The sequence below is a fragment of the Idiomarina sp. Sol25 genome, assembly GCF_033052775.1.
Taxonomy (GTDB): Bacteria; Pseudomonadota; Gammaproteobacteria; order Enterobacterales; family Alteromonadaceae; genus Idiomarina.
In genome coordinates, this window is sequence record NZ_JAUPEW010000001.1 from 430,811 (window position 1) to 452,270 (window position 21,460).

Sequence of the window (21,460 nt, forward strand, 5' to 3'; positions counted from 1 at the left end):
CCGTGTTATTACCAGGTTATCTGTTGTTGAAAGCTAAGCACCAGCTCAACCCACTGCTCGTCCGATTTTAACACGACATAGTCAGGCAGTGCAGTATCCAAAGCGTTAGCTTCCTGCTTGCGCGCATAAACCGGTAATTGAACAGGTGGCTCGGGTGGTAGTTGATTGAGTGCTACGCCGGACATTAGCAACGCATCGGTTTCACCCAGCAAGTGGCTATGTTGTTCCAGCCAGGGCACTAAAGGCGAATTTCTTAACCAGTGTAAAGTAGAGGTCATGAGAATTGTAATACCTCGTCAAATTGGCTTAGGTGACTCTTTAACTGTTCTGGCGAGACTATAACCGTATCAATGTTTGCGGGCAGGGCACTTGTATCGGTTAACGCTTCTGAGCTCATTACAATGGGTTCAGCATCCAGCAACTCCAGCATGGCGTAACGCTTTGAAGGTTGGTTCAGTAAAGACTTAACGGCTTCACCGGACAATATTAATTGCACCGGATAATCAAAGCTGGCTAATGCTAAAGCGATATCGAGTGCTTCGGTTGCTGAGTCGCCCGCAGCACTGCATTGTAAAATAGCAATTTTTTTCATGGTCATTAAAACTGTAAGGTCCGGTCGCTGGCAGCCATAGCTGTTGCCAGAGCCGTCAGGCCAGAGGCTTCAAAGCTGGGATGGAATTTTTCCATCCCCTTGCGTTCAGCCACGGTATGGCAGACCACCAGAGGTACTTGGTTGTGTTGGCTAAGCTCTTCCCATTGCGTAATCAAGTCTTCATTTTCTGTTGGCGTAGGAAATTCCGCATGATTTACTGACTCTCGATAAAAAAACACACAGGCTATGGTGTGGCCACTTGCGATAGCCGCTTTTGCAAATGCCAGAGCATCCAGAGATTGGGCGCGTTCTTTAACTGACTTTTGAAGGATGAGTGTGAGCTTAGCCATAAATTTTCCGTTCATACAAAAACGCCCCGCAATGCGGGGCGCTTATTACGATTTTACGGAAGCGATTAATCGTCGCCGCCAAACGCCATTAGCAATTGTAGCAAGCTAAGGAACAAGTTATAAATCGAGACATACAGAGTAACTGTTGCGAGGATGTAGTTACGCTCGCCACCGTTAATGATGTCGCTGGTCTGCCACATAATCAGCATGGCCATCAATGGAATCATGATAGCAGAGATTGCAAGCTGTAATGCTGGCAACTGGAAGAACAGGTTCGCCAGAATTGCTACGAAGACCATGATGATACCAGCAGTAACCAGACCACCCAGTTTAGACATGTCTTTTTTCGTGGTTAAGACATAAGCCGAGGTTGCAAAGAAGGTCAGAGCTGTACCGCCGAGCGCAGTAGCAACCATCTCGCCACCACCAGGCATTGATAATGCCATGTTAAGGATAGGGCCAAGGGTGTAACCTAAAAAGCCTGTTAGAGCGAAGGTCAGTACAATGCCCATGCCGCTGTCTTTGGTTTTGTGAATACCAAAAAGTAAGCCAAAGTAAGCAACTAAAGTGATGATGAAACCCGGATAAGGCAAGTTCATCATAGTGCTGATAGTAGCAACAATAGCACTAAAGGCTAATGTCATTGCCAATAAAGTGTAGGTGTTGCGTAATACTTTATTAACGGCCAGCGTCGATTCGTTCTGACCGACATAAGTCTGACTGCGATTGTTCATAGATTTCTCCGTGTTGAACTTACTGTCTGTTAAGACTGTTTTTTATTTAAAAAGTTTCCTCGATATTACAGCATTAATGGGGGCGTTGGGTAGAGGATAAGGTAGTAATTTCTGGTGAATTTTGTTCGGTTTGTTTAATAAACACCCAAACGAACACTTTGTTCAAATTTTTACTTTACAAGCGTAACTTAGGTCTTTAATATTCGCCTCGTTCTCAACAACGCAGTTGCAGAGAACAAAAATACGGAGAGGTGGCAGAGCTCGGTTTAATGCACCTGACTTGAAATCAGGCGTGGGTTCATACCCACCGGGGGTTCGAATCCCTCCCTCTCCGCCAAATTTAGAAAAAAGCCCCGCTCATACGAGTGGGGCTTTTTTTGTGGTTGCTGCTTTTCAATGGTTGTTGGTATTCTTAACGCTTAAATTAAACGGTCGTTTAAATAGGGAATAGTATGAACTTCCACACAGCAATAGAACAAATCGTCGCGGATAAGAACAATCAAGTCATTGAACTACCTTCAGGCTGGGCTCAGGGACGTGCATTTTTCGGCGGCTTCAGTGCAGCACTGTCTGCTCAGTTTTTGTTGAAACAATTTCCGCCTGAATACCATCTTCGTTCCATGAATATCTCTTTTGTTGCACCTGCTGAACCGGGTGAGGCTGAGTTAAGTTACCGAATTTTGCGCGAGGGAAAATCGGTTATTCAGGTTGCTGTCGAATTGCAACAGCAAGGCCAGATTATGTTGTCTTGTCTGGCGAGCCTGGGCAAAGCCCGAAGTTCAACGGTTACAGTGGCAAGTGAAACGCCACCCGATCTTAAAACCATAAAAGACGGACCAGGTTTACCTGAAGCGGATATTGTCCCAGAGTTTGCGAAAAACTTCGATTACCGTATTACGTCAGGTGGTATGCCATTTAGCGGACAACCGGGAAGAACTTTTGGTGGCTGGATACGTTTTCGTGAAGAGCAACAACAGCTGACTACGGCGACGATACTGGCTTTAGTTGACGCCTGGCCACCGGCAGTCTTGCCTCATTTAGACAGCCCTGCGCCGGCCTCCTCTTTAACCTGGACTATTGAGTTTCCCGATATTCCTCTACAAAGTTTCAGTAGCCACGACTGGTTTCAGTACGAAGCTTTTATTGAGCATGCTGAACATGGTTATGGACACAGTCGTGCGGGTCTGTGGAGTGAGCAGGGCGAGTTGTTAGCTATAAGTCGACAGACTTTTACGGTATTTGCGTAGTAATTGTATGAAAACGACACCAGCAATCGTCAGACAACATCTTATCGATACCCAGCCGGGTATCGACTTGTTGCTGCTCCAGTTGCCCGAGCGGGCCTTATTGGCGGCATCTGAAACACCTGTTATTGAAGCCTTACCACGAATTATTATTCGTCAAATGCTGTCTTTAAAAGCCTCCGCAACCATTATTGAAAGGGCAGAACAAAAGGCAAAAGCATTAGGAGTAGGCCGCATTGCTTACCTTCCTGCAGAGGAATTAACAGGGTGCGGTGTCAGTCGTTCCAAAGCTTCAGCCATTAACAGTGTTGCTCACTGTCATGAAGCTCAACCTGAGAGAATAGAAGCCTGGTCGCGGATGAGTTCAACTGACCTGATTAAGGATGTGAGTCAGCTTAAAGGTATTGGCCCCTGGACGGCGTCTATTTTAGCGATGTTTCATTTTGCCCACGAAGATCTTTTTCCCATTCAGGACAGCTCGCTGCGTAAGGCCATGAGTCTGCTGAAAGATCAGGATATTCTGATCATTCCCGAACGGGCTCAGCCTTACCGCAGTTATTTAGCCTGTTACTTGTGGGATATGCTGGATCAGGCACGCTTGTAGCCAGTATAAAAATTCACCTTGAAGCTAGCCTTCAAATGTTATTTTCACGCCTTTGAATTGGCTTTTTCAGAGTTTTTGTAAAGTTCTGTAAAAGCCGCTTGTTATTGTCCTTAAAAGCTCAGAATATTCTATCCGAATTCGGGCAGAGTGGTACGGATTTAACCTAATCAGGAAGACTAACAAGGTATACAAATAAGGAATGTGAAAATGAACCGTATTATTTTAGCGATCCCCAATCCCATTATTAGTGCTGGCATGGCCGCCGTTCTGCAGCAACACTTCAGTGACCAAATATTAACCGTAACCGGTATTGCCGATTTACGCCGTGCTTGCTACGAGTATGAAGATGCTGTGGTTGTTTTGTGCAGCCAACTTGGCGGTGCTGCAACAGTGGAACACTGGCGTCGCTTGAAGCGTCGTCATTGCGATCTAAAACTTATTGTCTGGGGTAGAAACCAACAAGATGTACTTGATTTTCAGTGCGGTATTAGCGTTGTTGACGGATATTTACTGGACTCGTGCGACAGTACCGATTTGGTTCAGGCTATTCGTTCGCTGAAGCAGGGCAATGTTTTTGTCGCGGCTCCAGTAGCTGCTTACCTTGCACAGAACCCACGCTCGCAGCAGCAAAAAACAATGGTTGATATGCTGAGTGAACGTGAGCTTCAGGTGGCACAAATGCTCAGTCGAGGCATTCGGGTAAGGGAAATATCCCGGCATTTATGCATTAGCAGTAAAACAATAAATACCTTCCGTTATCGGATTTTCTCTAAACTCGGTATCGATGGTGATGTACAATTGTCTCATCTTGCAATTCAGTCAGGTCTTGTTGACCTAATTCAGTTTGAAGGTAGATGACAGAAGGTAATCAACAAAAGCAGTTTGACAGCGACAGTTTTCTCCGTCACCTGACTCATCAGCCCGGCGTTTACCGGATGTACGATGAGTCGGGTGACGTGATTTATGTTGGTAAAGCAAAAGATTTGAGAAAACGTGTGTCCAGTTACTTTCGTGAGAAGGTAGACCGGATGAAAACACAGGTGTTAGTTAAGCAAATTGCGTCTATGGACGTAACCGTTACCAACACCGAAGCTGAAGCGTTAATATTAGAAAACTCTTTTATCAAAAAATATCGGCCGCGTTACAATGTCTTGTTGCGTGACGATAAGTCCTATCCTTATATTATTTTAACTGCTCATCAGCACCCTAAGCTTGGTTTTCACCGGGGCGCTCGACGCGCGAAAGGGGACTATTTTGGTCCCTTTCCTAATGGCTCAGCTGTACGCGAAAGCCTAAACCTGCTGCAAAAGCTGTTTCCAATTCGACAATGCGACGACTCTTATTATCGTGCGCGCACCAGACCTTGTTTGCAGTATCAGTTAAAACGTTGCCTCGCGCCCTGTGTTAATGTTTGCACTGACGATGAATACAATGAACAGGTAGTACTGGCGAAACAGTTCCTGCAGGGCAAGAATCAGCAGGTTATTGACGAGCTAATGAATAAAATGGAGCAGGCGAGTGAAAGCCTGGATTTCGAGCGAGCAGCAAGATTTCGTGACCAGATTGCTGCATTAAGAAAAACGCAGGAGCGCAACTCGGTGACCGGCAGCCAGCAAGAACTGGACGTTATTGGTTTAGCGCGTGGTAATGGAATGACGACAGTGCAAATGCTGTTTATCCGGGATAATCATTTGCAGGGCAGTCGCAGCTATTTTCCTAAGGTGCCGACAGATACCCCTGACGATGAAGTGCTCAGAGCTTTTCTGCTGCAGTTTTATTTATCGGATACTGCCGGACGGAAAATTCCAAGAGAAGTCGTGCTTCCCGTCGATGTACAGCCGGACAACGTTTTAGCGGAGGTCATGAGTGATGCGTTGTCACAACCTGTTAAACTGCAAAGTAAAGTGCGCGGGGATAAGCGTCAGTATCAGTCGCTGGCTCAAAAGAATGCGGTTAATGCGCTAGAGAGTCGCCTGAATCAGCAAAGTACGATGAACCGCCGAACTCAGGCATTACAGCAAGTGCTGGAATTTGGTGTACCCATTCAGCGCATGGAATGTTTTGATATTAGCCACACAATGGGTCAACAAACGGTGGCTTCCTGCGTTGTGTTTGATCAAAACGGACCTAAAAAATCAGATTACCGCCGCTATAATATTACCGGTATAACGCCGGGCGATGATTACGCTGCCATGTCTAAAGCTCTGGCGAAGCGGTACGACAATGCGAAAGAGCAGGGCAACATACCGGATATTCTGTTTATCGACGGTGGTAAAGGCCAGCTAGCCCAGGCGGAGAGCTACTTTAATGACTGGGGAAAAGAAGCGCCGGTATTAATTGGTGTTGCCAAAGGTGAGTCGCGCAAACCGGGCCTGGAAACTTTGATCATGGCGGGGAGCCATGCAACCATTCCGCTGAGTAAAGACGCCAGTGCGCTGCATTTGATTCAGCACATACGTGATGAGTCGCACCGTTTTGCCATAACCGGGCACCGGCAGAAGCGGGCTAAAGTTAAGAAAACCTCGACCTTAGAACAGATTGACGGAGTAGGAGCGAAGCGCAGACAGACCATTTTGAAAAATCTAGGTGGATTACAAGAGGTAAAAAACGCTAGTATTGATAAATTAGCCAGCGTACCTGGCATTAGCCGAGCATTGGCAGAGAAAATCTATTACTCATTTCGTGATGAGTAAAAACAATAAGGAATCAGCGGATAATGAAGTGGAATATCCCTAATATTTTGACCAGCTTCCGGATAGTACTTATTCCGGTATTTCTGGTGGTTTTCTATTTACCAATGGAAGATGCGCGTTTCTGGGCTGCTTTTATCTTTTGGTTAGCGGCAATCACAGATGCTCTGGATGGCTATATTGCCCGTCGTTTTAACCAGTTTACTAAGTTCGGCGAGTTTCTTGACCCGGTAGCAGATAAAGCGATGGTAGTCGCTGCACTGGTTGTCATTGTTGAAGATTATAATTCTGCCTTTATTACCATTCCGGCGCTGACGATGATTTGTCGTGAGCTTATAGTCAGTGCGCTACGCGAGTGGATGGCACAAAGCGGCCACAGAGCAAAGGTCGCTGTTTCGAATTTAGGCAAATGGAAAACAGTGGCACAGATGCTGGCCTTAATTGGACTGCTTTGGAATGCAAACGTCTATATTTATTGGTTATCGATGTTCTTATTCTATTCGGCTTTTGTTTTGACTGTGTGGTCCATGTGGGAATATTTACGCGGCGCCAAGAGCGAATTGACCAGAAATTAACTGTTTTGCCGTAAATTTGTGCAAACAGTCATTAAAATGATAAAAAGTCATTGACTGAAACCGATTAAACAGTAGAATGCCACGGCAGATGACGGTGCGGGAATAGCTCAGCTGGTAGAGCACAACCTTGCCAAGGTTGGGGTCGCGAGTTCGAATCTCGTTTCCCGCTCCAAAGTCTGGCGGGTTGGCAGAATGGCTATGCAGCGGATTGCAAATCCGTGGATCTCGGTTCGACTCCGGGACCCGCCTCCATTATTCGAGAACACTTCTATGTAGTGCCCGGGTGGTGGAATTGGTAGACACAAGGGATTTAAAATTCTTTGTGTGTATGTTAAAAAATAGACTTAAACGCTTGATTTTATTGAGTTTATTTTTTAAAATCTTTTCAGATATTGCTGTTATAGTGTGTTATATATAACAGTAAATCGGCAAGCTTTGCGGCCGTGGTGGAATTGGTAGACACAAGAGATTTAAAATCTCTCGCTTGTAAAAGCGTGACGGTTCAAGTCCGTCCGGCCGCACCATCTAATTAAAATATATATTTTTACCTTTCTTGATATATCTATATCCTTATTGATTTTTACTTCTCTTTTAATTAAGGTTATCTAAATTTATTAAAAATCACACTAAGAAGTTAAATTTATGATCGATAAAAATAAATACCTTACAGATAGAGAAAAATACAGTTTAATTGTAGGTCGTGGTAATTTTTGGAACAAAATATTTTTCGATTTCTACATCGATACGGATTATTTAGATAAAGATATAATAAGAATTAATTATATTTCTGAAGATTATGAAACTGAAGAAGAACACGAAGAAGAATTTGAAATAGATATTGAATCAGCATATCAATTCGATTTAGAAAGAGAAGTTTACGACGAAAACGAAGAGGAACACTGCCTTTTAACTTTTAAAATAAGACAATTCGAATGGGAAATTTATCTTCCATTACTTTATATGGAAGATTTTGAAAAGATGATTGAAAGACGAAATAACGATTTAAAAATGTTTGATATAGTCGAAATTGAAGAAAGAATTATAGATATGTCTATTGATGACACAATTGACGTTGTAGTTCATCTAAGTAATTTACCAGAGGATTATTTAACAATAGCAGATCGTTATATTTCATTAGAAGTTGATGAAAAGGTTAGTTCTTTAGTCGGTGAGTTTTATGTCGAAGAATATTTAGATATTCATAACAGTAAGAAATATAAAAACTTTATTGAACGTTCAAGAATGAAATATTTAATGTTTAAAGGCAGAGACGAACTGAGAGAAATCAGTACTATTATACGTGAATACAACCAGTTAAAAAAAGAAGATTTGATCGAACTTCTATTATCATATAAAAGATCTGATACAGATAGATTAATGTTTAAAGATTGGTTGATAATCAAACGTATTCATAAAATTTTAAAAAGAAGATCAGAATTGGATTATATAGATAAAAATCAGTATTCTAATTTTATAAATATGATAATCAGCAGAGCTTATAAAAAAATACCAGATAAGTATTAAAACGCCTTTTTAGGCGTTTTTTTATATCTGATAGGTAAACATACTAAAACAATAAAAAAAGCCCTTAAAAGGCTTTTAAATTATTATTCTTTTAAACATTCTTCAATAAGGTGTGTGTTATAAATGTAATCCAAAGGTGATATACAAATACCTCCCCCCATTTGATTTAGTTTTAATAACATAAAAATCATCATCATTATACCTACATATAAAGCAACACCGCCCAAATTAAAATAATCGTCATTATTATTATTCATTATAATCCTCCTCATTTTCTGAAAAACTTGTTTGTATAGATTTTTTATTATCTTTATAAGAAATTTTGATCCAGTTATCTCTTTGTTCTCTTATATCTTCCCATTTTCCACGTCCGAAAAAGAAAGGATTAGCAGCAAAAACACCACGATCAACTGTTCTTATAATATCTGCTTTTTTAAGTTGAGTTAATTTATTATCTACAACTTGAATAGAACTTAATTTTAAAGTCTCTTTTAATTGTTTTTTAATGGAGGAATTTAAAACTATTTGACCGTTATAATTAATATTTTTTAATAACGCTACAATAAAATCAGTTAAAGAAACTGGCAATTCACTTAATAAAACAATATCTTTTATATATAGCTTTATATAATCTGGCTCTTTCATTACATAAGTATCTTTAAAAGTTTTATTTTCTTTTGAATTACCTTCTTCATCTGTTTTAGTTTCTGAAAATTCTTTTGATATTTTTTCCTTCTTAAACCTGTCAAACTTCCATTTATCTTCAACATTTTTCACTTTGTTTAAGAAATTATTAACATTTCTTTTTGATTGTTTATTATTATTTTCCATAAATACCTCATTTTTTGTTATATATTCATCTGTATATTAATTTTAAATAAAATCAATACCTAATTTTAAAAAATTAGGATTTTATATTATTTAATTAAAAATATTAATTATGAAAATATATAAATACTAATCATAGAGGTTAGGATTAAAAATAAATACTAATCATAGAGATTAGGAAACCTAATCATAGAGGTTAGTAGTTCTAATCATAGAGATTAGGATTTAAAGATTAAAAAACAGTTAAAAAATATTGATTTTTAGCGGTTATATTCAAATTATAAAAAAATATTCCCTTCTTTTATTTTATAACAGTTAAATTTTAAAGAATTCATATAGCGATCTTTTTATTAAAATGTTTTCTTGATTGTTAACGATATACTGAAAATATTGATCGCAGTTTTCTTTTTTATCTGGTTATAAAAATCAAAGATTTTTATTTTTATGGTGAAATCGAAAAATATTTATTTTAAAAAATGACATCAGTTATTTTTAAATATAAATATGAGCATCCAAATTCTTTATGAAAAATAGAAAATTAGCAGCAGCTAAATTTTATATTTTGAATGACTTAAAAATTAATTTTTTTATGCCGCTTGTCGGTATAAAAATAATTGGTTTTTAACACAAAGATTTTTAAGAAAGGAACTTTCTTAAACCCGCGACCTATCAGCTAAAACGTAGTTTTTGCGTTTAGATAGGTATTCGTGGGTTAACCATTCTAAAAAAAGAATGTTTAAGATTGCTTGATTTATTTTATTTATATGTTAAAAAATATATATAACAAAAAATAAAAAACTATGAAATTATTAAGCTACGAAGAATATAAAAAATATTGTAAAAAAAATAACTTTGATGAATTTATTCAACCCGAAAAACAAAGTAAAAAATCATTAAGTTTAATTTTAGAAAAAATGGATATAAAAGATCAAGTAATAAATATTTATGAAATGAACGAGACACAAAAAAAAGAGATAAGACTTGATAGAAGAAGAAAAAATAAAAAATATAATATTATCGGAAAAACTTATAGTCAAGATGATATATATTGGAATTACCCCATCTATTTATATTTAAAAAGTGAAATAAAACAAATAAAAAATTAAATTAAAAAAAGAGGAAAATATGTATCATAATGATAAAGAAAGAGCCGAAACTTTTAAAAAGAAAATAAAAAAAATCAATTCAAGAATAGGAGGTAAAGACTCAAAAAAAAGATACTTTAAAGCATTAAAACTTTTAAGGTATGAAATCGAAGAGACTTTATTACAATTAGAAGATATTGAAATTTTAATAAATGAGTTTGAAAATGATGAGTTAAATAATGACTCTAGTTTAAAAAATGATTATGAAAATAAAAAATGTGAATTAATAGAAATTTTATATGATTTTGACGAACAAGTAAAAAAAGGAGTTTTTTCTTTGAAAGAAAAGATATTAAAAAAACATCAAGAAAATGAGTAATTATATAGCAGTTAGAACGTGGTATTATAAAAAACAAAAATATAAATCATTATTGAAACATATAATGAGAAAAATAGAAGATGATTATAACTCCGAAAAAACCAAATCAATATTCTCTCAATTCTCAAAAAATAACTTTACTAACGAATTTCGTAAACTTTCTGATTGTAGAAAAGAATATAAAGAGATTAATAAAAAACGCCCAAGAAAAGACTTTAATGAGTGTTTTGAACATCTTTTAATATTTAGTCGTGAACAATTTGAAAAGTTAGAAAATGAAGCTCTTAATGATGATGATTTAAAAAAATTATTTGATGAATATATAAAAGAATATTGCAAAGAAATAAAACAAAAATACGGCTTTGAACCTCTTCTATATGCTTTTCATTTGGATGAGGGGCATATTGATCAAGAAACTGGAGAATTTAAAAGAAATATACATTGCCATTTGACGTTTTATAATTACGATTTTAAAAATAAAGTTGCTCCATTAAAAAAAATTCAAAAAAAGGTTATCGATCCAGAAACTGGTAAAAGAGAAGTTAATCCCGCCTTTTCAGATTTTCAAGACATTGCTGGACAGGTTTTCGGTAAGCTTGGATTTAAAAGAGGTAAGAGTAAAAAAATAACGGAAAAAGACCATTTAAAGCGTGATGATTATATTTATAAAAAACAAAATGAAAAAAATAAAAATATCAAACTTTTAGAAAAGAAAGAACAAAACGATAGAAAAGCTTTAAATAAAATAGAGGAAAATATAGAGAAAAAATTATTAGATTTAGAAACTCTTGAATTTGAAGAAGATAGAAAAAAACAAGATTTGGATAAATTAGAAAGAAGATATAAAAAGTTATCAGAAAACTTTAACATTCTTAAAGAAAAAATAACTAAATATATTACTTCGTTTAAAAAGTGGTTTAGTAGAGATTATAAGAGTAAAAAAGAGGCTCTTAATACATATAATAAAGAAGTTAAAACACCAGAGAATGAATTAAAAAAATCGGCTGAATTAACAGATAATCAAAAAGCAATAAAAGAATATTTAGATAATCAAGAAAAAATAAAAAATGAAAAAGTTAAAAATAGTGGAAACGGAAGCCCGAAAAATAATTAAAAATCAAGCAATTATTTGATTTTTTTGGTTTTTATGTTAAATTGAAATTATAATAAGGAGGTATTAGATGAAAAGAACTTTAAAGAATAGAAATAAAAAAAAGCCACTTGAGCAGAGAAAAAAAGAACTATTAGAAAGAGTTGAAAAAAATAGTTCTAAATTAGAATTTGAACTTTATTTAAAAAGTAAAAAAGAAAATAAAGATCAATAAAAATTAAAACCTCACAATTTAAAAAAAGGAGGTAATAAAAAAGAAAAATCGGAGTAAACTAATGAATACTATAATTAAAATAACATTAATAATTTTTTTATCAATAGCAAATATAAACAATTTTGTTTTTGCTAACGACGACATTACAAGAATAAAAGGAAAAGGTTTAGGATCTGACTATTATCCAATCTACGTAGATAATCAACCTAGATTTATAAAATCTGAAAAATCTCATAACTGTTTTCAGATGTCTGCTGTTGATTTAGATTTACCAGGTTGTCAAGAATATACAGTTTATACACCTCCAAGTTGTAGTAATGACTTTTATTCTTGTGATGAAGGTGAAGTTTTAGGTGAATTAAAAGAAAAAGACGATCAAGCAATTTGGACTTGTGAAAATGAAAAAGGCGAAAAAAAGATTTGTAATAAAACAAAAGAACCAAATAACGATAATACTAACTTTTGTGGATCGTCAAAAAATTCTTGTATAAATGATTCTGAATTAAATTCTTCTGGTTTTAGAGATTCTTGGACGTGTAAAAAAGTTTATGATGAAATGAAAAGTAAAATTCAAAGGTGTTCTAAACTGTCTTTACCAAAAGAAAATGGTTCTTGTGATGAAACACAAAAATATAAATGTTTTACAGGTACGTTAGATATAGTATCAAGTACAACTTGGATTTGTCGTGGTAAAAATGGCGGTTTTGATGATTCTTGTTATTACAAAGAACCTAAAAAAATAAATGGTTCTTGTGGCTCTACAAAAAATAATTGTTCTAAAGGTGATTTTGTTGCTGGTTCTGGTAATAATTGGACTTGTAAAGGTCGTAATGGAGGATCGAATGCTTCTTGCAGTGTTTCAACACCTCCTAAAACTGATTATGATTGTTCTGCTGGTGATACAGTAGATTATAAATATGGTTTATGTACTGGTAAAATCGATGTAAGTTTAAAAAATAATGAAAGTAAAGATTATCCGATAGGTACTTTAAAAGGTAGTTGTAAAAAAGATGGTAAAATTGGAAAATCTGAAAATGCTGGTTCAATGACTATTATTTGTTCTGCTGGTGAATTATATTCAAAATTTCCTTCGTATTGCCATTGTGATTTTTAAAATAAAATTTTTTAAGGGGCTTCACAGCCCCTATTTTTTATTCAGAAAAAAACAAAGTAAACATCTTTGATTGCTTTTTTTAGAATTCTACAAGTTAACATAAAATAAAAGCAATCAATCAAATATATTAAGGTATGTTATCCGTTCTTTTTCAGTAAATACATTATCGTAATTAGAAGAAACGATATAATCAGAATAATGATCTTGTAACATTTTTACACTTGTCCCACAGTGTTGCGAAATCATAAATAACTTCTTACCTTCCTGTATCTTCCTTGTTATAAATGTATGTCTTAAATTATAAATAACGAAATTTTCTAAATCGTTCTTTTTAAAAAAATCTGGATGTTCTTTTTTTAAATTTCTTACTATATCTGAAAATTCTGGAAATTCTTGATCGTATTCTCTTAAAAATAAATAATCATTTTTACCTTTATTTTTAGTAAATTCTTTTATTGCATAAACTGCTAAATCGGGAATAATTATCTGTCTTGGTTTTGTTTTTGATACTGGTAAATAAATATAATTATTTTCGTTTTCTCTGTTTGATATGTTTATATTAGCCATTTTTAACCGTTTTAACTCTCCAACTCTTGCCCCTGTTGAATATAAAAGTTGAAACATAAAAATCAAAAGGTTTTTATTTTCTTTTCTAAGTTTGTTTTTTTCGTTGCTTTCTAACCTCATTAAAAAAATTAAAAGTTCGTTATATTGCTTATCAGTTAAAGGAAAACGTTTTTTTACAAATGGTTTTATGATGGGTTTAGGGTAGGTTGGTTTACCATCAATATATTCTTCATCTTCAGCATATTCAAAAATTTTATTTAATGCTGTTCGTAAATAGGATAGTTGAGGTTTGGATCTTGGTATTTCAAAAATTTCTTTTAACTCTTTTCTTTTAAGTTTTCTAACATCATAATTTTCATAAAGATCAATTATTTCCTCAAGTCTTGTTTTTATTTTTGTCCAAGTTGTTCTTGGGTGTTGTGTTTCTTCTAAATGTTTAATAACTTGCTTAGCAATATATCCAACCGTTTTTTTATTGTCGTGTTGGATCGTTATCTGTCCAGATTTTTCAGCATTTAATAAAAAAATTTGTTCTTGAAGTTTTACCTTTGCTTCTTCTAAATCGTCCGTTTTAGTCGATTTTAAGCGTCTTTTTCCATCAGGGGAGTAATAACCCATATAAATTTTTTTACTGCCTTGTTGGGTGTATAAAAAGGCTTTTTCGGTAGGGTGTTGATATAGTTTCATTGTTATAGAATCTGTTATAGTTTTAAAATGACATTATAAGATATTGAAACAAAACGGGAAAAAATACAACCGATTAATTTAAAATCCCTCGCTGGTAACAGCGTGCCGGTTCAAGTCCGGCCCCGGGCACCAATTCCGATTATTTAAAAGTCTATTACATGCCGTGAGGCATTGATTTTACTGGCTTTCAAGGCAAACCCTGATTCCTTCTGTCTACATCAAATCGTTGCAAATCGATACTAAGTGGTGCTACTTTTGGTGCTATATCAATTCGGTTATGCGGATGTAGCACCATGGCAGACGACAAGCTAGTCATCGAAAAACATAAGCACGTCGAACACCTCAAACCCTCAGACCGTGATGAATGGTATCGGGTAGCAGGTGGCACCGGTTTAAGGCTTCTTGTAAGAAAGCAGGGCGGTAAGTATTGGCGTTTAAAGTACCGCTTTCGTAAAAAGCAGAAGACGCTGGCGCTGGGTGTATTTCCTGAAGTAACTCTCAAGCAAGCAAAAGATGGAGTTATTAAGGCCAAAGCTATGTTGGCTGACGGTATCGATCCTGGTGAAACAAAATCATCAAACACGAATGATAACAGTTTACGTTTTTATGCTGCAAAATGGTTGGAATATCAATCCCAGGCAACGGCTCGAGTTTGGTCTGAAGATCATAAGGCGAGGGTATGGAAGCGTCTCGAAAATGGCATCCTTAAAAAACTGGGTGACAAGCTGATCACTGACGTCCGTAAAGAAGATATTAGACGTTTAATTGAGAATGTTGAGGGCAAGGGTCACCATGAAACAGCCAAACGCATAGCGGACGATACACAGCGTCTATTTGAATACGTAGTCGATCAGTATTCGCTTGAAGACGATGTCGACATTCGTTTACTGCGACCCGTCAAAGTTATTTCCAAACCGGTTGTTCACCGAGAAGCCCTGGATATTAATAACCTACCATTCTTTATGCAAGATCTTGCTCGTTATACTGAGGCAGGTAGGGAGTTAACAGCACTGGCGATTGAGCTACTGATTCTGACCTTTGTTCGTTCAGGGGAGCTTAGAGGCGCTCGTTGGGAAGAGTTTGACCTCGATAACAAGGTTTGGTCGATTCCTGCGGAGCGTATGAAGATGAAGCGGCCACACGACGTGCCGTTATCAGCTCAGGCCCTTGATGTTATTAATCGAATCAAACGCATTACCAGCCACTATGAGTTGCTATTCCCGTCTGAAACCAAGCCCGATGAGCCAATGTCTGATAACACAATGCGTCAGGCAGTGTTCAAAATGGGCTACTTTCCCAAGGCAAAAGATACCAAAGACGGTAAGATTGCCAAAACATATCTAAAGTACCAGGACAATGCTCATTACCCGGATGGACGCTTGAAAGAGAAGGCGGTGCCACATGGCTTTAGAACCATGGCATCGTCGACGCTGCATGAGAGCGATCAAAAGTTCAGGTCTGACGCTATAGAGCGTCAATTAGCACACGTTGAACAGAACAAAGTGAAGGGCGCTTATTCGCACAAGGCGGAGTACTGGGACGAAAGGGTTGAGATGATGGAGTGGTGGGGAGAATACTTCGGTAAACTGAATAATGGATCTTAGTCCTTAACCTTGATGTTTTGGGTGGTTCTGAACAGTTACTTCGAAAAAAGCCAAACGTGATCGGATTTATCCGAGCCATACATTTGCACAGCCAATCGGTAAACTTTGATTAGCTCAACTGTTATTTTTGATATTTTGCATAAAATCAACAAGTAAATGAACACGGGTTGAAGGGTTATCGTCAGCTCGTTCTTTAGTCTCTTTTAATGCTCTCGCAGCATTTTGTTTTGCGAACTCCAGTTGCCCAACTAATTCAGAGAATACTGACTTTTGCGCTTTTTCGTAGTGAGGCATATATTCTTTTAGTTTATCTAGAGCTATCGCTCCAGCACTTTTTGCTTGGGTCGAAACAAATGGTTGAGTTGAATAATCAAAATGAAGTAGCAGCCAATATTCGAAGCAGGGAACAGATGTAATCGCGTGGTACGTGTCTTTTGGAGTCATTGAGTTAATCGATGAAACTGCAGCGGAATAATTAGCATGGCTGTCTCTGTCGAATACACAATAAACTTTGTCAAACCGATCGCCTAAATCTTGCTCCTCTCGGAAACGTTGTTTGGCGTAACGAAAAATACTCATGGGATCAGAGCCACAGTCACCGCAAACCTCGACGTTTGCCGAGTTGAGGCTATAAAAGTTAACGACCCCCTCAAAGTAGCTCGTTTCTGTTTTTTCACCTTCACAAACGATCAATATCTTAGCGTAAGGAGCTCGTTTAGCTGAACGTCTTTTAAGATTATTAGCCCTTTTCGCTTTCCTTTTATGAAATATGTTATCCGTTCCCATTATTTCTAACCTTAAATCGCTCTGACAAACGGAATGGCACCATATCGGCCAGACAAGTATGCTTGCTCGATATTCTCACGTCCTTTTCTAGGGCTGAAGTCCAATAGAGAGAATAGGTGTGATGAAAGATCCTTTGCTTTCTCACAAAACCAAATTTGATCGCGACGAAAAACGTTTTGATTAAGAATTGAGGTTTCATGGGTAGTGAATACCAGTTGTGCATTTTTTGGGTTTGTCTTTGAACTGTGAAACAGCTGAACTAAGAATTGAACAAGCTGAGGATGTAAATTATCGTGTAGCTCGTCAATAAATAGGACATATCCGTTTTCTAAAGCGTCTAACCAAGGTCCTGCAAATGAGAATAGCTTTTGCGTTCCGTCCGATTCATCTTCAAGATCAAATACGACATCTTTTCCTTCACTGTCTTTATGAACTGTTTTGATATCGATAATCTTTTTACCTTCTAAGTCCTTAGAAATAACATCTTTAATATGCTCCGGCATATCGTCTGGAAGAACTTTTGAGTCAAAAGCTTCTGTCTCTACAAGGATGTCATCAATATTGAGATCCGCTGCCTTCATGAAGTCCATCACCCGGGATTTATCTTCTACTTCGCATAAAGAGGCCGTAAAAGCAGGGTTCCAACCACTGACATTAGCAAAGCGAAGTGACTCATCAAACCAATCGAATAACGGCTTGAGTTGCTCACTGTTAAGCTGGATGGCAGTGGATAGAAACAAGGCGTTGTCACGAGTAGACTTCAGCCATAACTGCTTCTCGCCTGTTAGGTTATGACCCAGGTCCCACTCATACTTTTCTTCCTCGTTATTCCAGGATCTAATAAACCAACGTTGAGGCCGTCCTTTTGGATAGGCAAATAACCACTCTTCGTGAACCTTTTCTGCTGTAACAGAAAACCCGTATTGGTAGCGAACTCCGTCTACGATGCATGAAACTTCGAATTCAGATGGTAGCCCACGATTTTCTGCATTCAAGCGAAATGGGGTTACAGGTAGTTTATCGCCCCTTTTGTAATGGCTAGCCGATTCTTGAACAATTTTCTTCATGGTTCGTAGGGCCGCAAGAAAATTTGATTTGCCGCTGGCATTCGGACCGTAAATTGCAGCTGAACGTAAAAGCTCAAAGGTCTTGAACGCTCTCGTTGAAAAAGTATTAGTACACTCAAGCTCATCACTACTGCTTTTCATAAGACTAAAAGTTTGTTGGTCGCGTAGGGACCTAAAGTTAGCGACACTCATTTCGATGAGCATTTCGCTTTCTCCCCAATGTTTATGATTAATTGATAAAAAACTAACACTAAAATGTAATTATAGCCAGTTTAAAGAGAGTATTTGACGAAAATTGTCATATCTATTACACCAATCTACTTGAAAGCTCCGAGTCGCCATTGATTTGCGAGACTCCCTCTAGTCATAGATAATTACAACGAGGAAGGCTAATTAAAGGGTTAGCTGTGGCTATTTGGGCCGAACGAACTCAGCTAACTTAACAGCTTTTGAAAGTTCGGTCGCATATGACTTGCTGATTCCGGCGGCTTCTACAATTTCTCTCTTCGAGGCATCAGAACTTTTGATTTCGTGAGCGTACTTAACCCCAAAAAAGTGGATCATAACTACTGACTCCCCTTTTTTTGAGTTGAAATACATGTCGTGAAGTGTTTTTCCTAGCTGGTGCAATGTCATGTACCAGGCTCCTCTAGTACGAATAGTGCATTGTATAACTCATCAAATGTCGAAAACTTTTTAAACTCACCTTTATTAATAGTTCTTAAATTCGGTCTTTCCGCTTTCAGACCATCTGAGTTTCCTTTGGTGTGCTTGGCTACTCGATAGTTACTTATATCGGGTAAAGAAAACCCAGGCCTGCCACCAAAAAATAAAAATGGTCCCAGTTCCAGAGTGTCCTTATCGAAATACACCCAAACAACGCAGCCTGACGGTTTGTTTCCCAGTGAAAGGTGAACGGTTTGCCGAGCTGTTTTGGCACCAATGAAAGCTGACTTTAGTTGAACGTGACGAATAATTTCTTTCGATTCAATAATTAAATCGTAGCCTGAATTGTCTACTTCGGGTTTCGCCACCTCTACTGAGAAGCTGTTACAGCGCCACGAGTGTTTTAACAACTCGCCAACGAATAAGTGTTCTATAAGCCGTTCTCGGTAAGATGAGTTTATCGAATGCTCTTCCATGATTAACTTATCCGTAAGCGTCGCATAAACCACACAACCGGCCAAGATAATTGTCGCTGAGATGATTTCGGTGCCACCCGATCACGCGTTTCGGTTTAATCCGGTCACCGATTTCGGTCTATCCGAACAGCCTGTGGTGGGTCAGTTTTATTGACCGTTTTTGTCGGCGTTGATGTTCCAGGCCAGCAGCGAGTCGAGGTCATCATCGTTATTGAGCAACGCCAGTTGCTCGAACAACATCATGAGATAGTCGACCGGCATCAGGCCGTTGGCCTTGGCGGTTTCGACCATGCTGTACAAGATGGCGCTGGCCTGAGCGCCGCCGCGTGAGTTTGAGAACAGCCAGGCTTTACGGCCGATAACGAAAGGTTTTATTGCGCGCTCGGCACGGTTGTTATCGATATTAACGTGGCCGTCATGCAGGTAAACCTGCAGCTTGTCCCATTGTTTGAGCGTGTAATGGATGGCTTTGCCGAGCAGTGACTGCGGGTTGACCTGCAGCGCCGACTTATCCAGCCAGGTTTTTAGCTTGTCCATAACAGGCTGTGCTAAGGCGTCACGTTTTTCCTGCTTTTGCGCCGGGCCGTCGTCTTTGATTTTCTGCTCAATGCCGTACAGCTTCTGGATAAAGCTCAGCGCCTGGTCGGCTTTACCGCTTTTGCCTTTGCCCTGTACGGTTTTGGCCTCAATGAACTTACGACGGGCATGCGCCCAGCAGCCGGCCAGCTGTGAACGGGTTTGCTCATAGCCCTGATAGCCATCCACCTGCAGTGGACCGCAATAGTCGGCTAAAAACGCAGCGGGATGGACGCCACCGCGCCCGTCCTGGTAATCATAAAGCACGATGTTCGGTGATTTATCCGGCCTCGGTTTATCGGTGCCACAGCCGTAAACCCACATGTAGCATTTGGATTTATCCACATCGAGCACGTTTAAGGTCGTCTCATCAGCCCATAAAGCCGGCTGTTTTAGCAGGATGTCACGCATGCGTTGATAAAGCGGCCGCAGTTTCTCGCTGATAGTCAACATCCAGCGACTCATGGTTTGACGGCTCAGCTCAATACCGTATTGTTTAAACATCGCTTCCTGACGATACAGCGGTAACCCGAACTGGAATTTGGCGCTGATGATTTGCGCAAGCAAGCTCGGCGTTGCGATGCTCTTGGGCAGTATGCTCGGTTTAACCGGTGCGATTTTGACAGCGGTTTGTGTGCCGTGCTTTTCGCACGCCCGGCAGCTGTATTTCGGACGTACATGACGCAGCACTTTAATGCTTGCCGGAATAAACTCCAGCTCTTCGCTGGTTTCCTCGCCCATGCGGTGCAAGTCATGGCCACAACAGTCGCAGACTTTGTCTTCGTCTGCGATATCGCGCAACACCTCTTCGCGCGGCAGTGACTCATCAATGCGCGGACAGCGGGGCTTCTTGCGGGTGTAGGTAACGGTTTGGTCTGCGGCTACTTCTTCCGCCGTCGGCTCAAGGGCCTCTTCCAGCTCATTAAACAACTCGCCCTGACCGGGCAGCCCTTCGCTGCTGGCACCGAAGCGTTTTTGCAACGACAGTTGCCATTGCTCCATCATGTAACGGATTTTCTGTTGCCAACGTTGCTCTTCCAGAGCCATTTCTGTCTGGAGTTTTTCGCGTTCAGATTGCAACTCGAGAACCATTTTTTGCAGGCTCTCAACATCATCCGGGAGTTGTTTAATATCGCTCGTTTTCATGAGACTATTATACCCCATGAAAACGCTGCAAGCCTCTATTTTATTGACTTTACTTAGACCGATTAGCGATCGTAAAACGGTTTTTATGCAGGATCCTTATAAACCGTTTTCGATCAGATTGTGGCACTAAAATGCAATGGCTGATGGCCTTTCATCAGAGTGATATCCAGGCCCTCGAGCAGCCACTGCCATTGTTGTTCGCTTAGGTTGAGCACATCGCCGGAGAGTTTTCTCGGCCATTTAAATTTGTTCTTTTCCAGCCGCTTATACCAAAGACAAAAACCGGTTTTGTCCCAGTAAAGCGCCCGGACTTTATCGCGCTGGCGGTTGCAGAACACAAACACGGCACCGCTGAACGGCGAGTGGTCCATCTCGGCTTCAACAATGGCGCTGAGGCCATTGATGCTCTTGCGAAAGTCGACCGGCTGCTTATACAGATAAATCGCCGGCGGCTCGACAAACATCTTCATGCGCTGAGGGCTTTGACCAGCTCGGCCACCCAGCGGGGAGATACTGACATTGGCAATACTAGCTGCGCGTCACCGACGCGAACCTGCATGGCCGCTGCGGATGCCGGCGACGACTCAGCCGCTACCCGTGCAAAGCCTGCACCGTCGGCATCCTGCTGTAATCGACGGCGGCGCTGGCTAAAGTAGTCCGGATTAATACCTTGAGCTTCACAAAACGTCTTGCGGCTTAGCCCGCTTTGCTCAAATTCATCAATTAGCGCCTGCCACTGCGCTTTAGAGCGGTATACTCGACTCATAAATCACCTCGTTGGTTAGAACGTGGCGATAAATTAGGCTATCTGTAAAGTGGTGACTAGGCGTGGTTTATGTGA

The 21,460-nt window shown here is 39.0% G+C and carries 26 protein-coding genes and 4 tRNA genes; 16 read left to right on the forward strand and 14 right to left on the reverse strand.

Translation table 11 applies throughout. The annotated features are described in order from the left end of the window. Positions 1–8 precede the first annotated feature (8 nt). The 4 genes from Q5L94_RS02090 to Q5L94_RS02105 all read right to left on the reverse strand — a co-directional run bounded on the left by Q5L94_RS02090 (position 9) and on the right by Q5L94_RS02105 (position 1,676). Positions 9–278 (reverse strand): hypothetical protein, encoded by a 270-nt coding sequence (locus Q5L94_RS02090; protein ID WP_317496833.1) that lies wholly within the window; start codon positions 276–278, stop codon positions 9–11. Further along, the gene (locus tag Q5L94_RS02095; protein WP_317496834.1) at positions 275–598 is read right to left on the reverse strand and encodes a DsrE family protein; all 324 of its coding nucleotides are present in this window, start codon (positions 596–598) and stop codon (positions 275–277) included. Before Q5L94_RS02095 ends, Q5L94_RS02090 begins: the two co-directional genes overlap by 4 nt. After that, positions 598–942, reverse strand: a complete 345-nt coding sequence (gene tusD, locus Q5L94_RS02100; protein WP_317496835.1) for a sulfurtransferase complex subunit TusD — start codon at positions 940–942, stop codon at positions 598–600. Before tusD ends, Q5L94_RS02095 begins: the two co-directional genes overlap by 1 nt. A 65-nt stretch (positions 943–1,007) precedes the next feature. Beyond that, the gene (locus Q5L94_RS02105) at positions 1,008–1,676 is read right to left on the reverse strand and encodes a Bax inhibitor-1/YccA family protein (RefSeq protein ID WP_317496836.1); all 669 of its coding nucleotides are present in this window, start codon (positions 1,674–1,676) and stop codon (positions 1,008–1,010) included. Between the two features lie 245 nt (positions 1,677–1,921). Here Q5L94_RS02105 and Q5L94_RS02110 point away from each other — a divergent pair. From Q5L94_RS02110 to Q5L94_RS02155, 10 genes are all read left to right on the forward strand, one after another. After that, positions 1,922–2,013, forward strand: a tRNA-Ser gene (locus Q5L94_RS02110). Between the two features lie 115 nt (positions 2,014–2,128). Beyond that, entirely contained in the window at positions 2,129–2,923 is a 795-nt protein-coding gene (locus tag Q5L94_RS02115; RefSeq protein ID WP_317496837.1) for a thioesterase family protein, read from the forward strand. 7 nt (positions 2,924–2,930) lie between these two features. Next, complete coding sequence (locus Q5L94_RS02120; protein ID WP_317496838.1) at positions 2,931–3,524, forward strand: 3-methyladenine DNA glycosylase; 594 nt, start codon at positions 2,931–2,933, stop codon at positions 3,522–3,524. Positions 3,525–3,731: 207 nt separating this feature from the next. Beyond that, positions 3,732–4,382 carry a LuxR C-terminal-related transcriptional regulator gene (locus Q5L94_RS02125; protein WP_317496839.1) on the forward strand — a complete coding sequence of 217 codons (651 nt, stop codon included), beginning with the start codon at positions 3,732–3,734 and terminating at the stop codon, positions 4,380–4,382. Next, positions 4,379–6,217 (forward strand): excinuclease ABC subunit UvrC, encoded by a 1,839-nt coding sequence (gene uvrC / locus Q5L94_RS02130; RefSeq protein WP_317496840.1) that lies wholly within the window; start codon positions 4,379–4,381, stop codon positions 6,215–6,217. Before Q5L94_RS02125 ends, uvrC begins: the two co-directional genes overlap by 4 nt. A gap of 23 nt (positions 6,218–6,240) precedes the next feature. Then, the gene (pgsA, locus tag Q5L94_RS02135) at positions 6,241–6,789 is read left to right on the forward strand and encodes a CDP-diacylglycerol--glycerol-3-phosphate 3-phosphatidyltransferase (protein ID WP_011233905.1); all 549 of its coding nucleotides are present in this window, start codon (positions 6,241–6,243) and stop codon (positions 6,787–6,789) included. A 96-nt stretch (positions 6,790–6,885) separates the two neighbouring features. Then, positions 6,886–6,961 (forward strand) — tRNA-Gly (locus tag Q5L94_RS02140). A gap of 6 nt (positions 6,962–6,967) precedes the next feature. Then, positions 6,968–7,041: transfer RNA gene (locus tag Q5L94_RS02145), tRNA-Cys, on the forward strand. Between the two features lie 185 nt (positions 7,042–7,226). Beyond that, a tRNA-Leu gene (locus tag Q5L94_RS02150) sits at positions 7,227–7,313 on the forward strand. A gap of 118 nt (positions 7,314–7,431) precedes the next feature. Continuing rightward, positions 7,432–8,313, forward strand: a complete 882-nt coding sequence (locus Q5L94_RS02155; RefSeq protein ID WP_317496841.1) for a hypothetical protein — start codon at positions 7,432–7,434, stop codon at positions 8,311–8,313. A gap of 83 nt (positions 8,314–8,396) precedes the next feature. Here Q5L94_RS02155 and Q5L94_RS02160 read toward each other — a convergent pair whose 3' ends face one another. Then, complete coding sequence (locus Q5L94_RS02160) at positions 8,397–8,570, reverse strand: hypothetical protein (protein WP_317496842.1); 174 nt, start codon at positions 8,568–8,570, stop codon at positions 8,397–8,399. Beyond that, positions 8,563–9,144, reverse strand: coding sequence for a hypothetical protein (locus Q5L94_RS02165; protein ID WP_317496843.1), 582 nt, complete (start codon positions 9,142–9,144; stop codon positions 8,563–8,565). Before Q5L94_RS02165 ends, Q5L94_RS02160 begins: the two co-directional genes overlap by 8 nt. Positions 9,145–9,941: 797 nt before the next feature. On the opposite strand from Q5L94_RS02165, the gene Q5L94_RS02170 reads away from it, so the two are divergent. From Q5L94_RS02170 to Q5L94_RS02190, 5 genes are all read left to right on the forward strand, one after another. After that, positions 9,942–10,247 carry a hypothetical protein gene (locus Q5L94_RS02170; RefSeq protein WP_317496844.1) on the forward strand — a complete coding sequence of 102 codons (306 nt, stop codon included), beginning with the start codon at positions 9,942–9,944 and terminating at the stop codon, positions 10,245–10,247. A 19-nt stretch (positions 10,248–10,266) separates the two neighbouring features. Beyond that, positions 10,267–10,605, forward strand: coding sequence for a hypothetical protein (locus tag Q5L94_RS02175; protein WP_317496845.1), 339 nt, complete (start codon positions 10,267–10,269; stop codon positions 10,603–10,605). Between the two features lie 64 nt (positions 10,606–10,669). After that, complete coding sequence (locus Q5L94_RS02180) at positions 10,670–11,719, forward strand: hypothetical protein (RefSeq protein ID WP_317496846.1); 1,050 nt, start codon at positions 10,670–10,672, stop codon at positions 11,717–11,719. 67 nt (positions 11,720–11,786) lie between these two features. Beyond that, complete coding sequence (locus tag Q5L94_RS02185) at positions 11,787–11,930, forward strand: hypothetical protein (RefSeq protein WP_317496847.1); 144 nt, start codon at positions 11,787–11,789, stop codon at positions 11,928–11,930. A 61-nt stretch (positions 11,931–11,991) separates the two neighbouring features. Further along, positions 11,992–13,044 (forward strand): hypothetical protein, encoded by a 1,053-nt coding sequence (locus Q5L94_RS02190; RefSeq protein ID WP_317496848.1) that lies wholly within the window; start codon positions 11,992–11,994, stop codon positions 13,042–13,044. Between the two features lie 114 nt (positions 13,045–13,158). Here Q5L94_RS02190 and Q5L94_RS02195 read toward each other — a convergent pair whose 3' ends face one another. Next, complete coding sequence (locus tag Q5L94_RS02195; RefSeq protein WP_317496849.1) at positions 13,159–14,298, reverse strand: tyrosine-type recombinase/integrase; 1,140 nt, start codon at positions 14,296–14,298, stop codon at positions 13,159–13,161. A gap of 293 nt (positions 14,299–14,591) precedes the next feature. Between Q5L94_RS02195 and Q5L94_RS02200 the strand changes: the two genes are divergently transcribed. Further along, positions 14,592–15,902: a tyrosine-type recombinase/integrase gene (locus Q5L94_RS02200; RefSeq protein ID WP_317496850.1), complete on the forward strand. Its 1,311-nt coding sequence runs from the start codon at positions 14,592–14,594 to the stop codon at positions 15,900–15,902. Positions 15,903–16,016: 114 nt separating this feature from the next. Here the strand turns inward: Q5L94_RS02200 and Q5L94_RS02205 are convergent, their stop codons facing one another. The 7 genes from Q5L94_RS02205 to tnpA form a co-directional block, all read right to left on the reverse strand. Further along, positions 16,017–16,688 (reverse strand): RloB family protein, encoded by a 672-nt coding sequence (locus Q5L94_RS02205; protein WP_317496851.1) that lies wholly within the window; start codon positions 16,686–16,688, stop codon positions 16,017–16,019. Between the two features lie 11 nt (positions 16,689–16,699). Continuing rightward, complete coding sequence (locus tag Q5L94_RS02210; protein WP_317496852.1) at positions 16,700–17,959, reverse strand: ATP-binding protein; 1,260 nt, start codon at positions 17,957–17,959, stop codon at positions 16,700–16,702. A 207-nt stretch (positions 17,960–18,166) separates the two neighbouring features. Then, complete coding sequence (locus Q5L94_RS02215) at positions 18,167–18,391, reverse strand: hypothetical protein (RefSeq protein ID WP_317496853.1); 225 nt, start codon at positions 18,389–18,391, stop codon at positions 18,167–18,169. Beyond that, positions 18,388–18,897: a hypothetical protein gene (locus Q5L94_RS02220; protein WP_317496854.1), complete on the reverse strand. Its 510-nt coding sequence runs from the start codon at positions 18,895–18,897 to the stop codon at positions 18,388–18,390. Before Q5L94_RS02220 ends, Q5L94_RS02215 begins: the two co-directional genes overlap by 4 nt. Before the next feature lie 147 nt (positions 18,898–19,044). Next, positions 19,045–20,619: an IS66 family transposase gene (tnpC, locus tag Q5L94_RS02225; RefSeq protein ID WP_317496855.1), complete on the reverse strand. Its 1,575-nt coding sequence runs from the start codon at positions 20,617–20,619 to the stop codon at positions 19,045–19,047. A gap of 113 nt (positions 20,620–20,732) precedes the next feature. Next, positions 20,733–21,089, reverse strand: a complete 357-nt coding sequence (tnpB, locus tag Q5L94_RS02230; protein ID WP_317496856.1) for an IS66 family insertion sequence element accessory protein TnpB — start codon at positions 21,087–21,089, stop codon at positions 20,733–20,735. Beyond that, entirely contained in the window at positions 21,086–21,385 is a 300-nt protein-coding gene (gene tnpA, locus Q5L94_RS02235) for an IS66 family insertion sequence element accessory protein TnpA (protein WP_317496857.1), read from the reverse strand. The genes tnpB and tnpA overlap by 4 nt, the downstream gene beginning before the upstream one ends. Positions 21,386–21,460 lie beyond the last annotated feature (75 nt).

Excerpts from the sequence above, each read along its gene's own strand:
- Q5L94_RS02195 (WP_317496849.1), bottom strand. The coding sequence starts at position 14,298 with ATGAAACTATATCAACACCCTACCGAAAAAGCCTTTTTATACACCCAA.
- tusD (WP_317496835.1), bottom strand. The coding sequence starts at position 942 with ATGGCTAAGCTCACACTCATCCTTCAAAAGTCAGTTAAAGAACGCGCC.
- Q5L94_RS02165 (WP_317496843.1), bottom strand. The coding sequence starts at position 9,144 with ATGGAAAATAATAATAAACAATCAAAAAGAAATGTTAATAATTTCTTA.
- Q5L94_RS02180 (WP_317496846.1), top strand. The coding sequence starts at position 10,670 with ATGAGAAAAATAGAAGATGATTATAACTCCGAAAAAACCAAATCAATA.
- Q5L94_RS02220 (WP_317496854.1), bottom strand. The coding sequence starts at position 18,897 with ATGGAAGAGCATTCGATAAACTCATCTTACCGAGAACGGCTTATAGAA.
- Q5L94_RS02200 (WP_317496850.1), top strand. The coding sequence starts at position 14,592 with ATGGCAGACGACAAGCTAGTCATCGAAAAACATAAGCACGTCGAACAC.
- Q5L94_RS02215 (WP_317496853.1), bottom strand. The coding sequence starts at position 18,391 with ATGACATTGCACCAGCTAGGAAAAACACTTCACGACATGTATTTCAAC.
- Q5L94_RS02175 (WP_317496845.1), top strand. The coding sequence starts at position 10,267 with ATGTATCATAATGATAAAGAAAGAGCCGAAACTTTTAAAAAGAAAATA.
- tnpC (WP_317496855.1), bottom strand. The coding sequence starts at position 20,619 with ATGAAAACGAGCGATATTAAACAACTCCCGGATGATGTTGAGAGCCTG.
- Q5L94_RS02155 (WP_317496841.1), top strand. The coding sequence starts at position 7,432 with ATGATCGATAAAAATAAATACCTTACAGATAGAGAAAAATACAGTTTA.
- uvrC (WP_317496840.1), top strand. The coding sequence starts at position 4,379 with ATGACAGAAGGTAATCAACAAAAGCAGTTTGACAGCGACAGTTTTCTC.
- Q5L94_RS02160 (WP_317496842.1), bottom strand. The coding sequence starts at position 8,570 with ATGAATAATAATAATGACGATTATTTTAATTTGGGCGGTGTTGCTTTA.
- Q5L94_RS02170 (WP_317496844.1), top strand. The coding sequence starts at position 9,942 with ATGAAATTATTAAGCTACGAAGAATATAAAAAATATTGTAAAAAAAAT.
- pgsA (WP_011233905.1), top strand. The coding sequence starts at position 6,241 with ATGAAGTGGAATATCCCTAATATTTTGACCAGCTTCCGGATAGTACTT.
- Q5L94_RS02185 (WP_317496847.1), top strand. The coding sequence starts at position 11,787 with ATGAAAAGAACTTTAAAGAATAGAAATAAAAAAAAGCCACTTGAGCAG.
- Q5L94_RS02090 (WP_317496833.1), bottom strand. The coding sequence starts at position 278 with ATGACCTCTACTTTACACTGGTTAAGAAATTCGCCTTTAGTGCCCTGG.
- Q5L94_RS02205 (WP_317496851.1), bottom strand. The coding sequence starts at position 16,688 with ATGGGAACGGATAACATATTTCATAAAAGGAAAGCGAAAAGGGCTAAT.
- Q5L94_RS02095 (WP_317496834.1), bottom strand. The coding sequence starts at position 598 with ATGACCATGAAAAAAATTGCTATTTTACAATGCAGTGCTGCGGGCGAC.
- tnpB (WP_317496856.1), bottom strand. The coding sequence starts at position 21,089 with ATGAAGATGTTTGTCGAGCCGCCGGCGATTTATCTGTATAAGCAGCCG.
- Q5L94_RS02120 (WP_317496838.1), top strand. The coding sequence starts at position 2,931 with ATGAAAACGACACCAGCAATCGTCAGACAACATCTTATCGATACCCAG.
- Q5L94_RS02190 (WP_317496848.1), top strand. The coding sequence starts at position 11,992 with ATGAATACTATAATTAAAATAACATTAATAATTTTTTTATCAATAGCA.
- Q5L94_RS02125 (WP_317496839.1), top strand. The coding sequence starts at position 3,732 with ATGAACCGTATTATTTTAGCGATCCCCAATCCCATTATTAGTGCTGGC.
- tnpA (WP_317496857.1), bottom strand. The coding sequence starts at position 21,385 with ATGAGTCGAGTATACCGCTCTAAAGCGCAGTGGCAGGCGCTAATTGAT.
- Q5L94_RS02115 (WP_317496837.1), top strand. The coding sequence starts at position 2,129 with ATGAACTTCCACACAGCAATAGAACAAATCGTCGCGGATAAGAACAAT.
- Q5L94_RS02210 (WP_317496852.1), bottom strand. The coding sequence starts at position 17,959 with ATGCTCATCGAAATGAGTGTCGCTAACTTTAGGTCCCTACGCGACCAA.
- Q5L94_RS02105 (WP_317496836.1), bottom strand. The coding sequence starts at position 1,676 with ATGAACAATCGCAGTCAGACTTATGTCGGTCAGAACGAATCGACGCTG.